The following is a 13,859-nucleotide window of genomic DNA, read 5'->3' on the forward strand; positions in this document are numbered from 1 at the left end:
CCGCGTTTTGTTTGAACTAGGCCGTAAACAGAAGAACTATGACCGCAGCAAGGTGCTCGGCCTCCATCGGGAGGCTCAATTGCAAGCGGCAGCTTAATTCATTCACAGCTTAGTAACTCACTTTCGTTTCACCGCTTATACACATGTTGATCTTTGACAAACGAAGCACGGATAGGCTGGGAGAAATCATCACCATAAGGGCATCGACCCCGCTAAGGAGCTAACCTGGCCTCCACCCCTTGAGAGGTAGAACGAAGGAATGTAAGGGCATCGACCCAGGGAGATATGGGAGGGTAAACCGCAAGGGTACATGTGGAGATCCATATGCGACCATACGGCTTTTAAAACGAGGTGACCAACACCTCTATTCCCGCCAACAGGTCGATCCCATATATTCACTCTTCGTCAAATATTATCCTCAAGCGCTTCGTGCGTCAAAGATGAAAACATGCGTAAAAGCGAGAAAAACGAAGAAAACATTAATTTATTGAGGGAGGTATCCTCATATGCCGAGAACGGATGAGCAGAACAGGCAAATCCGCGACGAGCGGCGCGAGCAGATCATGCAAGCGGCTCTGAAGGTGTTTGCCCGGCGGGGAATGGCCGCCGCCAAAATCGGAGATATTGCCGCCGAGGCCGGACTTAGCAACGGATTGGTCTATCATTATTTCAAATCGAAGGAAGAGATGTTCTCCGAATGGGTGGGAAGAGCGGTCGAAGGCTCGCGCCGGGTCGCGCTGTACGCGGGAGAGCAGCCAGGAAAGGCGATTGATCAATTGAAGTGGATGACGGAAACGATCTTGCAGAGCATCCGGGGCGAAGGCGCGTATCTGTTTCTGATTATGATCCAAGCGATGACCTCCGATGCCGTTCCGGAAGATGTTAAGCGGCTGCTGGACAGTGAAAGCAAGGCTTCTTACGCTCTGCTTGCCACTGTGCCCATAATTCGTCGAGGACAGGAGGAGGGGACAATCATCCGGGAGAACGCGGAACAGTTGGCGGTTGCTTACTTCTCCTTCATACAAGGCCTGGCGATCAGCCGGGTTCAGCAACCGGATTGCCCTTTGCCCAAGCCTGAGACGATATTGCGTATTTTTCATAAAATCTTGTAGCGAAAAAATAAAATTTGATTATCCAACTAGCTCAGGATAGGCAATCATAGTAGACGAGATACAGCATTGTACGAGCCGGTTGAACAATTCGCTTTTAACTTCGCGGGTCAAGTGGGGGGCATCTTCTTCCGTCGCTCTTGAGACCAGGGAATGGAATTCGAAATTGTAACAGCCTGAACGCCTAACGGCATCCTTTCAACAAAAGAAAAACTCATCACGAAGATTATTCGCAATGAGTCGATGTTGATGCAATAAAACCGGAAAAGACCCCGGGTGTCCGCTCAGTAAGTAACCTTCACGCCGTCGAGTTCCACGATGCTGCGGAATTCATTCAACAAACGGGTCGTAATCGGACCGGCCTTGCCTTCACCGATGATGCGCGCATCCACTTCGCGAACGGCGATGACTTCGGCGGCCGTACCCGTCAGGAATACTTCTTCAGCCACATATACATCATGCAGGGTAAACGGTTCCTCTTTTACCTTGTAGCCGATCTTTTCGCATATTTCCATGATCGCGGCGCGGGTAATCCCTTCCAGTGCGCCAATGTAACAAGGAGGTGTCGTCAGCACTCCGTTTTTCACGATGAAGATGTTGTCTCCGGAGCCTTCGGCGACATAACCCTGCGCGTTCAGCATCAGCGCCTCGCCGACTCCGGCAAGATTCGCCTGAATTTTAACCATAATATTGTTCAAGTAATTCAGCGATTTGATTTTCGGATTCAAGGCGTCCGGAATATTGCGCCGGGTCGAGACGGAAACGATCTTCAATCCGTTCACATAAGCCTCTGCCGGGTAAATCGCCAGCTGTTCGACGATCACAATCACGCTCGCCTTCGGAGAACGTCTCGGATCCAGACCCAAATCTCCGGGACCCCTGGATACGACGAGCCGGATATAACCGTCCCGCAGCCCGTTCCTGCGTACGGACTCCACCAGCACATCCTGCATTTCCGGCAAGGTCAAGGGAATATCGAGCATGATCGACTTGGCCGAATCGTACAACCGCTGCAAATGCTCGTTGCATTTGAAGATGTTCCCATTGTATATCCGAATCCCCTCAAAAATTCCATCCCCGTAAAGAAATCCGTGGTCATAGACGGAAACTTTGGCCTCATCTTTACTCACAAATTCACCATTTAGATAAATCCACTGAGCCATCTTGAAACTACACCTCCGAATTAGCTGTTTCATAGGAATAACTGGGGTAGGAACCCAATATACGAACCTGGCAGCCGATCGCCTCAATTTCGCAGATGGCCGCAGGCAACAGTACCGAATCCATGGAAGCTTCGATATCGATGTAAAAGAAATAGCTTCCCAGTCTTTTCTTCGTCGGTCTCGACTCGATCTTCGACAAGTTGATTCTTCTCCACGCGAAAGCCGAAAGCACCTGATGGAGCGCCCCCGGATAATCCTCGGGCAGCGTGACGATAATCGTGGTCTTGGCTGAGTCCGAAGGCTTCAGCTTCGGCGGTTGTGTTCCGACCAGGATAAAACGGGTGAAATTATTGTTGTGATCGGCAATGTTGTCCGCCAAAATGTCCAATCCGTAGGTTTGCGCCGCCAGCGAGGTGCCGATGCCGGCCAGCGTTGGATCATTTTGCTCCTTGACCAGTCTGACCCCTTCTGCGGTGCTGGTCACGTGGACGAATCCGACATTGGGCAGATGCTTCTTCAAAAAGGTGTGGCATTGTGCAATAGCCACCGGAATCGACACGATCTTCTGGATATGGCCGAGGACGTTGTCCCCAGCCGAGCCGTCAAGCGAATATCCGATCAGATTCTGGATCGAAGGGTATGTCCATTCCGCAAGAATCGGCAGGTCTACCTCGTGGACCAGCAAATCAACATGCGGATTAACCGAGCCGTCAATCGTATTTTCGATCGGGATGACGCTGTATTCCGTCTCTCCCGCAACCGTAGCCTGAAATACATCGGACATGAATTTATAAGGTATCAGTTCATAAGAATCCTCAGGGAACAAGTAGGCGGCCGATTCATGGGAAACCGTCCCCTCCGGTCCCAAATATGCAATCCGTTTCATGCCCGGATTTCTCCTTCTATGTTTTCGAATAATGTACTATTTTCGCTTCCTTGTGTCAATACTTGCGCACCGTCCGGGCACGGCTTCAGCCATAGCGTACGGGAAGCGATGCCGTTGCGGTTCAAGGTCTCCGACATAAAACGAGCCAGAGCCTCCTTATGGCCGCTGCCGGCTTCAACAAGCGCCAGCAAAGTCGGTCCCGCTCCGCTCAATGCGACACCCAAGGCGCCGTAATCCGCTGCCTCCCGCAAAATGGCATCCATTCCCGGGATCAGCGATGACCGATAAGGCTGATGCAGCTTGTCTTGCATCGCATGGCGGATCATACGCAGGTTGCCTGTGCTCAGCGCCACCACCAAAAGCGAAGAATGGCTCACGTTAAATACCGCATCGCTCATGGAAACCTGTTTCGGCAAAACCCCGCGCGCCTTTTCGGTTTCCAAATGGAATTCCGGAATCACCGCAAGCACTTCCAGCCTCGGGTCAGGTTCTATCCGGATGTATTCTGCCCGGTTCCCATCCCAATAAGCCACCACGATCCCTCCGAACAAGGAGGCACCGACATTGTCGGGATGCTTCTCAAGCCGGGACGACAGCTGGAACAGCTCATCCTTGGACAATTTGTTCCCAATCAGCGCGTTGGCCGCAACCATTCCGCCGATGATCGCCGTTGCGCTGCTGCCCAAGCCTCTTGCCAAAGGAATATCGCTGTACATCGTGATTTCCAGCTCGGGAGGAGCTTCACCCGCTGCGGTAAACACTTCCCTTGCCACCTGATAAACCAGATTCGACTTGGTATCCGTAACGCCCTTCAGCTGGTCTCCATGCAGATGAATCCGGGTTTGCTCGGACATGCTCATTTCAATCCAGGCAAACAAATTCAAAGCCATGCCGAGCGTATCGAAGCCCGGCCCCAGATTCGCCGTGCTCGCCGGCACCTTCACAAGGACCTTGCGTTCTCCCATCAATGCTCACCTTCCAGGCGACGGATCGCTTCCATCACCGCATCCTCGGAATCCTTCACAACGACCGGATCCGCCTTCACCGACTGGATGGCGATATTCGGGTCTTTCAGCCCGTGTCCGGTCAGCACGCACACAACGGTTTCGCCCCCGGCAAATACCCCTTCATTCTTCAGCTTCATGACTCCGGCCACGGAAGCGGCCGAAGCCGGCTCGGCAAATACGCCTTCGACACCGGCAATGGTACGGTACGCGTGCAAAATTTCCTCATCTGTGACGAAATTGATCCGACCTCCGGATTCCTGATAGGCGGCGACTGCGGTTTGCCAGCTTGCCGGATTGCCGATGCGGATAGCCGTAGCCACGGTTTCCGGATTCAGAATCGGTTCTCCCTTGACGATTGCCATGGCGCCTTCCGCTTCAAATCCGATCATTTTGGGCAGCGCGTTCGATCGGCCTTTGGCGTAATATTCCTTAAAGCCTTTCCAGTATGCCGAAATGTTGCCGGCGTTTCCGACCGGAATCGCCAGATAATCCGGTGCTTTGCCGAGTTGATCGACAACCTCGAAGGCAGCGGTTTTCTGACCTTCAATGCGGAACGGATTGACCGAATTGACCAGCGTAATCGGGTGCTTGGCGGTGATTTCGCGGACGATTTCCAGCGCTCTGTCGAAATTGCCCTCGATCGCGATGACTTTGGCGCCGTAGATAATCGCCTGCGCCAATTTGCCCAGCGCAATATTTTTGTCCGGAATCAGCACGATGCAGTTCAAATTGGCTCTGGCGGAATAGGCGGCCGCTGCGGCTGACGTATTGCCGGTGGAAGCGCACATGACGGTCGAGCTGCCCTCCTCCATCGCTTTAGCCACCGCCATGACCATCCCTCTGTCCTTGAACGAGCCGGTCGGATTCATCCCTTCAAATTTCAGGTGGATGTCCAAATCGAGCAGTTCCGACAGCCGGTCCGCGCGGATCAGCGGAGTGTTCCCTTCATGCAGCGTAAGCATCGGGGTATTGTCGTTGATGGGCAAAAACTCTTTGTACGTTTGCAGCAATCCTGGATATCTCATGTCAATACTCCTTTTAAAATGAAGTTTTTGAAACAACAAACGCAGCGTATCTCCCGTCAGCCTTCCACGCGGTATACGCTTTTGACTTTATCTACAACGCCGATTTGCTCGAAGTGCCGCAGCACCTGATTCATGCTGGATTTGCTGGCGCTGTGGGTGATGATTACCAGCTCCGCTTTTGGATTGTGCGGATTCGGCTGTTGGATCACGGACTCCAGGCTGACTTCATACTTGGCGAATACTTGGGTAATTTGCGCTAGCACGCCCGCATGATCCTCGACATGAAGCAGAATAAAATATTTTGAAGCAATCTGTTCCTCGCTTTTAAGCCTGATTTCTTTGCTGGCCATAGTGGACCTGCGTCCGTTTACTCCAAGCTTCAGATTTTTGACGACGGCGACGATATCGGCGACAACCGAAGTCGCGGTTGGCATTTCTCCCGCTCCGGGGCCGTAGAACATCGTTTCGCCCACGGCCTCCCCGTAGACATAGATCGCATTGAACACACCGTTGACGGAAGCGAGCGGGTGCGTTTTTCGAACCATCGTCGGTTCCACGCTCAAGCTGATATAGCCGTCCTGGCTTTCCGCGATTCCCAGCAATTTCATTTCATAGCCCAATGCGTTGGAGTAGCCGATATCCTCTTTGGTCACTTCAGTGATGCCTTTCACCTGCACATCTTTGAAGGATACGTTGACATGAAACCCGAGACGGGCGAGAATCGTCATTTTATAAGCGGCGTCAAACCCCCCGACATCGGAGGTTGGATCGGCTTCCGCATATCCAAGCTGCTGGGCCTCTTTCAGCACTTCGTCATAGGAAGCGCCCTCGCGGCTCATTTTGGACAAAATGTAATTCGTCGTGCCGTTCACAATGCCCATGATTTTAGTAATGCGGTCCGAGGAAAATCCTTCAACCAATGTGCGGAGAATCGGCACGCCGCCGGCAACGCTGGCTTCATACAGCACGTCGCAGCTTTTTTCCGCAGCCTTGGCCAAAATTTCCGGACCATGGATCGCCATCAAATCCTTATTCGCGGTAACAATGTGCTTGCCTCTTTCAAGGGCGGCAAGAATGTACGTTTTGGCCGGCTCGATGCCTCCCATGACTTCGACCACCACGTCGATTTCCGGATGTTCGATGATCTCCCAAGGATTCTCCGTCAATTTCTCTTCGGCAATCGTGACGCTTCTCGATTTTCCGAGATTTTGCACCAATATTTTTTCAATGAGAATGGGACATCCCACCTGCCGCTGCAAATCCTCCTGATGTCCTTCAACGATCCGGACGACGCCCGTTCCGACTGTGCCCAATCCCATTAAACCCACCTTAATCGGTTTCATGTCCTTCTCTCTCCTCCTCTATTATGCGCTTTTATCTTTATGTGTCAGGCTAGCCTTGTCCAATCACTGCCGCGCGCCTGACCCCGTCCTGTTTTTTGAGCGCCTCCATCAGCTTGGGCAAACGGTCTCCCATCATCGAGGTATCCACAGTAATCACCACATTGGCCATTCCCTGAAGCGGAATCGTCTGATGAATGGTCAGCACGTTGCCTTCATGCGCCGCGATCATCGAAAGCACTCCCGATAAAATGCCGGAACGGTGCAGGAGATCCATCGAAATCGTGACAATTCGTTCACGCTCCAATTGATTAAGCGGGAAAATGCCGTCTTTGTACTTATAAAAGGCGCTTCGGCTCAACCCTACCTTCTCAACCGCTTCATTAACCGTCTTCACTTCTCCCTGCCGCAGAAGCTCCTTGGTCTGCACCGTCTTCAGCAGAGCCTCGGGCAAAATGCTTTCGCGCACCATATAAAAGCGCTCATCCTGCAAGTCCTTGGGAACGTTGTACCGATCGATCACGATCACCTCAGTCCCTCCGTAATAGACTGTTGTTTCCTTACAGTGGACATTATAATGGATTCCGGCTGCCGTGGCAATAGGCAATTTCCGCTGGAGTCAACCGCCGCAAACACAAAACAGCCTGCTCCCGACGAGAATTCAAGAGCAGGCCCGCGAGCCCTTATTCATGTTCCACAAATTCGAATTCAAAATCGCCGATGCGGACAAGATTTCCGTCCTTGGCCCCCTTCTGCCTCAACGCCTCATCCACGCCCATTTTGCGCATGATCCTGGCGAATCTGAGCGCGCTTTGCTGGGAAGAAAAGTTCGTCCGTTTGATAAATTTTTCAATTCCCGGACTTTCCACGTAATAAATGTCATTTTCCCGGCGAACGGTAAATTCCTCATCCGTTTCATGTTCCAGCCGGTACACTTTGCGCTCGGCAATTTGCTCGACTTCTTCCACATCCGGGGTGTCCGGAATCGCATCGAGCAAATCCGCAATCCGGTAGAGCAACGGCTGAATTCCCTGATTCGAGCCAGCGGAGATTGGAATAATTTCCGTATCGCCGCCGTTAGCCGCCAGCTTCTCCTTGAACTGCGCCAAGTTTTCTTCCGCTTCGGGCAAATCCATCTTGTTGGCGGCGACGATCTGCGGCCGCTCGCTCAATTTTTCGCTGTATAAAAAGAGCTCGCGATTGATTTTTTCGAAGTCCTCGAAGGGATCGCGACCTTCCGTTGCGGCCATGTCAATGACGTGCACGATCATTTTCGTTCGTTCGATATGCCGCAGAAATTCGTGTCCCAAGCCTGTTCCCTCATGAGCGCCTTCGATCAAGCCCGGCAGGTCGGCCATGACGAAGCTGCGCCCGTCCCCGACATCAACCACCCCCAAATTGGGCGACAGCGTGGTAAAATGGTAGGCTCCGATCTTCGGACGCGCGGACGAAACGACCGACAAGAGCGTCGATTTTCCCACGCTGGGGAAACCGACCAGTCCAACATCGGCCATGACCTTCAATTCCAGGACAACCCAGCGTTCCTGGCCTTCCTCGCCATTCTCGGCAATTTCCGGAGCGGTATTGCTCGGCGATACGAACCGCATGTTGCCGCGCCCGCCTTCCCCTCCCCGGGCCACCACGACTTGCTGATCATGCCGGGTAAGATCGGCGATGATTTCTTTCGTATCGTCGTCAATCACGACCGTACCCGGAGGTACCCTGACGATCATATGCTCCGCATTCGCCCCATGCTGGGCTTTGTTTCTGCCCTTTTCGCCGGGCTTCGCTTTAAAATGCTTCTGATACCGAAAATCCATCAGCGTGCGCAGGCCTTCATCCACCCGAAGAATGACGCTGCCTCCGCGGCCGCCGTCTCCGCCTGCCGGGCCGCCTTCCGGAACGTATTTTTCCCGTCTGAAGGAGACGGCCCCGTCTCCGCCATCGCCGCCCTTGACAAAAATTTTGGCCTTGTCTACAAACATGCTTCCACCCCGCTATGCGAACAAAGGGATCCGAAATAAAAGATCCGCTTCTTCTTCCCTCAACTCATTCTCCGATTCGATTTGCGCCATTCGGCTGTTTTCCAGTATTGTGCTCCGCAAGTAAGCGGACAATTCACTTTTCCGGTACTTTCCGTTATATTCAAAATCAAATCTAATGCAATCCTCCATCCGCTCGATCGTCAAATTCAACGTGTTCGGTTCTCCGCCCGGCACGGAATGAATTTGGAATCCCCGGACCGTGTCGATGACCAATCGATGAATCAGTTCCGGCTGAATGGAAAGACTCGAAAGGTTCACTTCGTTGCCCATCACCAGCCGCAGCTCCAAATCCCGGCTTGCCGCGTTGAACTCCACGAGTTCGGCGGTCAGGGAAGGGATGCCCAGACGATTGATGGCGCTTTCCGAATTGATTTTTTCCCGGATGTTGTCAATGCATGAAACCAGCTGTTCATATTTTTTCAACTGCACATACCCGAAAAGAACCTGCAAGTCGTTCATCCAGTCGTGCCGGTAATAGGTAAGCGCGCGGATGAGCGCTTGATGCCCTTCATCCTGCGCATCCTTTAGCTTCCGGCGTTGAATGCGCCGATCTATCCATATCCAAATTGCGAACAGTGCGAGCATCCACAGCGCAAATCCAAACAGGACGAGCCTTTGATCCGATATGTAAATCAACAAAAACAAAGAAACAAGTATTATCACCCCAGATAATACTTGTATCCACTTCCATTTGCCCATTACTCCATCTTCCCCATTTCTTCAACGTTCCGTATCGGAATTGTTTCCAGTATATCACAGATGGAATGGCCGGGAACAGCTTGTTGCGCATAAAAAAAACACAAAAACCCCGACGATCGGAATCGCCGGGGTGGAATTCCGGGCATTAGGCTTCGGCTGCCACGGCAACTTCCGTAGTATTGACCGGGTAGACGCTCACTTTTTTGCGGTCGCGACCCCAGCGTTCAAACCTTACAACACCTTCGACTTTGGCGAACAGGGTATCATCGGAACCGATCCCTACGTTCAAACCGGGATGAATCTTGGTGCCCCGCTGACGAACCAAAATATTGCCGGCTTTCACCACTTGTCCGTCGGCACGCTTCACGCCAAGACGCTTGGCAATGCTGTCGCGTCCGTTTTTCGTGGATCCAACCCCTTTTTTCGAAGCGAATAACTGAAGATCCAGTTTCAACATGACTGGTCTACCTCCTTTTCAATTCGATTTGATTTCAATATATTTGCCGTACGATTCTTTAATCGACTCCAACATGACGATCATCGATTCAAGCAAAAGCTGCATTTTCTCCCGTTTCTCCGCATCAAGGTGATCAGGCACGGTCACCTTCAACAGACCTTTGTCCATCGTATTCTCCAATGAAATGCCAAGCACAGCCTCCACAGCATTGACGGTTCCCACAGTAACCGCCGAAACGCCGGCACAGACGATATCTTTGCCCGGCTCAGCGAAATCTGCATGCCCGCTGACGGAAAACGAACGAATCGTACGGTCATGACTTTGCCTGTCGATTTTAACGCGGATCATGCTTGCATCCAATCCTCTTACGCCTGAATTTTGTCGATGACGACTTTGGTATAAGGCTGACGATGGCCTTGTTTACGACGGTAGTTCTTTTTGGCCTTGTATTTAAAAACGATCAATTTTTGGCCGCGCCCGTGCTTTTCCACCTTTGCGGAAACGGTTGCTCCGGCTACCAACGGCGTTCCGGCTACAAAGCCGTCCGGTTTGGAAACGGCAAGCACACGGTCAAACGTAACGCTTTGTCCCTCTTCTTCGGAAAGCTTCTCGATGTAGAGAACGTCGCCTTCCCGAACCTTGTATTGTTTTCCGCCAGTTTCAATAATTGCGTACATGGTTGTTGCACCTCCCTCAATATAAGACTCGCCGAATGTAGGGTGATCCCGGAACCGAACGCCGGCAGCGGCATGCTTGTAAACCCATATCGAGCGGTTAAACGCAACACACTAGAACATTCTATCACAGTCGCGCCTACAAAGCAATTGGTATTTACTTATTCTCTTAATTGGGATTCCTTAAAAACTTTTCCCAAGCCTCCGCAAGCAGAGCAGGTTTCAAAAAAGAAGCTTTCCATCTGACTGCGCACTTTTTTTCGGGTAATCTCCAACAACCCCAGCTTCGTCCATCCGACAACCAGCGTTTTGGTCCGGTCCAAGCGGATGAAAGACTCCATTCTTTCCACGATCATGTCCCGATGGCGTTCCGAATTCATATCGATGAAATCGACAATAATAATACCGCCGATATCCCTCAGCCGAAGCAGCCTGGAAATTTGTTCGGCCGCTTCCAAATTCGTCTGCAGCACTGTCTGCTCCAAATCCACCGAACCCGTAAACTTCCCGGTGTTCACATCGATCACGGTCAGCGCTTCAGTTTGATCCACATAGATAAATCCGCCGCTTTTCAACCAGATTTTCGGCTTCAGGGATTTCTCCAGCTCTTCATATACGCCGTACTTTTGAAAAATGGGAGCCTGCTCCGAATAAATACGGACTTTAGCCGCCGATTCGGACGAAATTTTCTCCAGCAGCTCGATGATCTCGCGGCCTTTCTCCGCATCGTCGACAATCAGTTCATCCACTTGATCGGTAAAAATATCCCTTACCAGCCGTTGAATCATGTCGGGTTCCTTATAAAGGCAGCATGGAGAGGCAGCCCCGTCAAAACCTTCCACAATACTTTGCCATAAACGGCGCAGTTCATGCAAATCGGCACTCAGCGATTCTCGGGATTCGCCTGCCGCCACTGTCCGCAGTATGATGCCTTCACCGGATTTCCGCAGCTGTTCGCCGATAGTCTTCAGACGGTTGCGTTCTTCCTCATCCATAATTTTGCGGGAAACGCCGACATAATCGGCCTCCGGCATGTAAACGGCCCACCTGCCCGCCAGTGAAAAATGTGTGGTGACCTTGGCGCCTTTGGAAGCGACCGGTTCTTTCGTCACCTGAACCATCAGCTCCTGGCCCTCCTTGACCAGCTTGGCAATTCCCGGCTTGACCTTCGGCTGTTTTTCCAGGTGAGCGGGAAGCAGATCATCCACATACAAAAAGGCGTTTCTGCCGCTGCCGATATCCACGAAAGCCGCCTGCATGCCGGGCAATACATTGACCACTTTACCTTTGTAAATATTTCCGACCAACTGCTTGTCCTCGGGCCGTTCAATATAAAACTCCACAAGCTGGCGGTCCTCCAACAAAGCGATCTTCGTCAAACCCTGCCCGCCATGAACCACGATTTGTTTCACCGTTACACACTCCTGCCCTGGGAGTCTTGTCCGACTATTTGGACAATATTTATTTCCAAAACACTCATTGATGCGGAAGCGGAGTATAGAAAGATGCCGTATAAGCGACTTAACTCAAACGGAGCTTGGAGGCACTTTCCGTGCGCAGCTGAAAGCAACAATGAATAGAAATGGAATAAATATTCGCGCCTTTTGTCTCTGTCGGACCAGACTTCCGGCCTTTTCTTCATTTTACATGAAAAGCTCGGACACTGCACTTCCCGGTTTGTGATCCGACAAAAAACCGGAAATGACCCGGTGCTCCGGAAGAATTCCCTGGATCGCCCCTTTATCGTTCAGTACATATATGATATGCACTTTATTTCTGTGAAATCTTCGCAAAATATGGGATACCGTGTTGCCGCCGTTCACGACAATCGGCCGCGCCTCCGCTCCCTTGCCGATCGTTCTCGACAGCCAAAATTCGCGCTTGACCAGAAAACGCAGGAACAAGTACGGAAGATTCCGATAATCAAACCAATTGGAATACAGCAAAAAACAGCCGATGACCAGCAGGTTCAACCGGATTCCCGCCGAGTGCCATCCGGCAAGAGCATAGGCAATCACGACCGCACTTGAGATAAGACTCGTCCATATGCTGAACATCAATGCCGAATAATAATTCAGCCAGAGACTCATCAGAGACTGCATGATTTTCCCGCCGTCCAAGGGAAGGATCGGACTCAGATTGAACAAGCCGATGATCAGGTTGGATTCGAGAAAATAATTCCCCCATTGCTGATCCCAAACGGCCGTTTGCTGCAGCAGCAAAGACAGCCCGATCATCAGCGCATTCTGCATCGGACCGGCCAGATAGACGACGATTTCCTGCCATGCCGAGCCCTGTCCCTGATCATCCATGACGGCAACCCCGCCAAACGGCAGGAGCTGAATCTCCCGCACCTTCCATCCGAAGCTTCTGGCCGCCGCCACGTGGCCCCATTCGTGAATCACCACGATGCCGAACAGCGTAACCAGCTCCACGAAATAGCCCGTCAGCAGGGAGACGGCCATCACCATGAGAAAAAGAGGGTGCAAGCGGTACGTTGTGCCCAGCAGTTTAATCAAACGACATCACATCCGTCGGATTGAGGTATTGACTGTTTTTTCTTACGGCAAAATACAAATTGGCTTTCCCCGGATCCTGCTGGTCTCCCGTATTACCGATCAGGCTGCCCCCTTTCACCCAATCATTTTTGCCCAGCGGGCTGGATCCCAGCAATCCGTATACCGATTCGTAACCGCCTGCATGTTGAATCACGACAAGAATGCCGTTCTCGGCAGTACGCGTGACCTGAACCACTCTTCCCGTCAACAAGGCTTTTACGGGAGACGCAGGGTCAGCATGGAGAAAAATGCCTTGTCCCGTTGCGGCAAAGGATGTAATGACGCGTCCCTGAGCAGGCCGGACCCACGGTTCATCCGCTTGCCCCGATACTGCCTGCTTGTCTTTATTTTTATCTTTGCCGAACGCGGGAAGAATGACGGGGGTATCTCCGAAGACTTGACGGTACCATGCAGCCGCTTTCGCAAACTGGTAATCCTCGGTCATCGCTTTCCGAACCCATTCCTGCCCTTTCAGCGCCCACGGCGAATGAAGCTGAAACATCCCCCAGACCAAACCGAAGACCAGGATGCTGAACAGAATTTTTCCCTTGAATTGTTTTTTCGTCGGCCGGGTTGTCCATTCCCGCCATCTGTCATCGCCGCCCTGATGTTCGAAATCATAAGGATCATTATCCCATCCGAAGCTGCTGCGTTTCATTTTCCATACGTACTCCGGGTCCTCCAGCCGCTTGTCGTACGGAGGGCGATACGCTTCTGCCTGGTTGCGCTCAAACGCTTCCCGTGGCGGCTCGGAGCGATGGTATTGCTTTTCCCGCTTGTCTGTAAGTTCCTTAATGCGCTCCTGCCTTCTCTGACGGATCTCCCTTTTCGTTTTCATCAGTCCATCCCCTTTATTTTATCCGGTGTTTTCAGCCGGTCCGGTTTCAATACCATAT

Annotated in this window: 15 protein-coding genes; 1 reads left to right on the plus strand and 14 read right to left on the minus strand. The window is 51.9% G+C overall.

The genetic code is table 11. The annotated features are described in order from the left end of the window. Positions 1-506: 506 nt before the first annotated feature. The gene (locus VF724_RS01630) at positions 507-1,112 is read left to right on the plus strand and encodes a TetR/AcrR family transcriptional regulator (RefSeq protein ID WP_371752473.1); all 606 of its coding nucleotides are present in this window, start codon (positions 507-509) and stop codon (positions 1,110-1,112) included. 281 nt (positions 1,113-1,393) lie between these two features. On the opposite strand, the gene ilvE is transcribed toward VF724_RS01630, so the two are convergent. The 14 genes from ilvE to VF724_RS01700 form a co-directional block, all read right to left on the minus strand. Continuing rightward, positions 1,394-2,272, minus strand: coding sequence for a branched-chain-amino-acid transaminase (gene ilvE / locus VF724_RS01635; protein WP_371752474.1), 879 nt, complete (start codon positions 2,270-2,272; stop codon positions 1,394-1,396). Between the two features lie 7 nt (positions 2,273-2,279). Beyond that, a complete protein-coding gene (gene pheA, locus VF724_RS01640) occupies positions 2,280-3,158 on the minus strand; it encodes a prephenate dehydratase (RefSeq protein WP_371752475.1) in 879 nt (292 codons plus the stop codon). Then, positions 3,155-4,123 (minus strand): homoserine kinase, encoded by a 969-nt coding sequence (gene thrB / locus VF724_RS01645; protein WP_371752476.1) that lies wholly within the window; start codon positions 4,121-4,123, stop codon positions 3,155-3,157. The genes pheA and thrB overlap by 4 nt, the downstream gene beginning before the upstream one ends. After that, positions 4,123-5,190, minus strand: coding sequence for a threonine synthase (thrC, locus tag VF724_RS01650; protein WP_371752477.1), 1,068 nt, complete (start codon positions 5,188-5,190; stop codon positions 4,123-4,125). Before thrC ends, thrB begins: the two co-directional genes overlap by 1 nt. A gap of 56 nt (positions 5,191-5,246) precedes the next feature. Further along, on the minus strand, positions 5,247-6,533 hold the full coding sequence (locus VF724_RS01655) for a homoserine dehydrogenase (protein WP_371752478.1): 1,287 nt from the start codon (positions 6,531-6,533) through the stop codon (positions 5,247-5,249). A gap of 49 nt (positions 6,534-6,582) precedes the next feature. Beyond that, positions 6,583-7,056, minus strand: coding sequence for a transcriptional regulator ThrR (gene thrR, locus VF724_RS01660; protein WP_371752661.1), 474 nt, complete (start codon positions 7,054-7,056; stop codon positions 6,583-6,585). 157 nt (positions 7,057-7,213) lie between these two features. Continuing rightward, positions 7,214-8,515 carry a GTPase ObgE gene (obgE, locus tag VF724_RS01665; RefSeq protein WP_371752479.1) on the minus strand — a complete coding sequence of 434 codons (1,302 nt, stop codon included), beginning with the start codon at positions 8,513-8,515 and terminating at the stop codon, positions 7,214-7,216. Positions 8,516-8,527: 12 nt separating this feature from the next. Next, the gene (locus tag VF724_RS01670; RefSeq protein WP_371752480.1) at positions 8,528-9,274 is read right to left on the minus strand and encodes a Spo0B domain-containing protein; all 747 of its coding nucleotides are present in this window, start codon (positions 9,272-9,274) and stop codon (positions 8,528-8,530) included. A 145-nt stretch (positions 9,275-9,419) separates the two neighbouring features. Continuing rightward, entirely contained in the window at positions 9,420-9,731 is a 312-nt protein-coding gene (gene rpmA / locus VF724_RS01675; RefSeq protein ID WP_371752481.1) for a 50S ribosomal protein L27, read from the minus strand. A gap of 18 nt (positions 9,732-9,749) precedes the next feature. Further along, the gene (locus VF724_RS01680) at positions 9,750-10,079 is read right to left on the minus strand and encodes a ribosomal-processing cysteine protease Prp (protein ID WP_371752482.1); all 330 of its coding nucleotides are present in this window, start codon (positions 10,077-10,079) and stop codon (positions 9,750-9,752) included. Between the two features lie 17 nt (positions 10,080-10,096). Then, positions 10,097-10,408 carry a 50S ribosomal protein L21 gene (gene rplU, locus VF724_RS01685; protein ID WP_371752483.1) on the minus strand — a complete coding sequence of 104 codons (312 nt, stop codon included), beginning with the start codon at positions 10,406-10,408 and terminating at the stop codon, positions 10,097-10,099. 158 nt (positions 10,409-10,566) lie between these two features. Further along, positions 10,567-11,817: an Rne/Rng family ribonuclease gene (locus tag VF724_RS01690; RefSeq protein WP_371752484.1), complete on the minus strand. Its 1,251-nt coding sequence runs from the start codon at positions 11,815-11,817 to the stop codon at positions 10,567-10,569. Positions 11,818-12,048: 231 nt separating this feature from the next. Further along, a complete protein-coding gene (locus tag VF724_RS01695) occupies positions 12,049-12,924 on the minus strand; it encodes a M50 family metallopeptidase (protein WP_371752485.1) in 876 nt (291 codons plus the stop codon). Continuing rightward, on the minus strand, positions 12,917-13,801 hold the full coding sequence (locus VF724_RS01700) for a peptidoglycan DD-metalloendopeptidase family protein (protein WP_371752486.1): 885 nt from the start codon (positions 13,799-13,801) through the stop codon (positions 12,917-12,919). The genes VF724_RS01695 and VF724_RS01700 overlap by 8 nt, the downstream gene beginning before the upstream one ends. Between the last annotated feature and the right edge of the window lie 58 nt (positions 13,802-13,859).

The sequence above is a fragment of the Ferviditalea candida genome (assembly GCF_035282765.1).
GTDB classification, from domain to species: Bacteria; Bacillota; Bacilli; order Paenibacillales; family KCTC-25726; genus Ferviditalea; species Ferviditalea candida.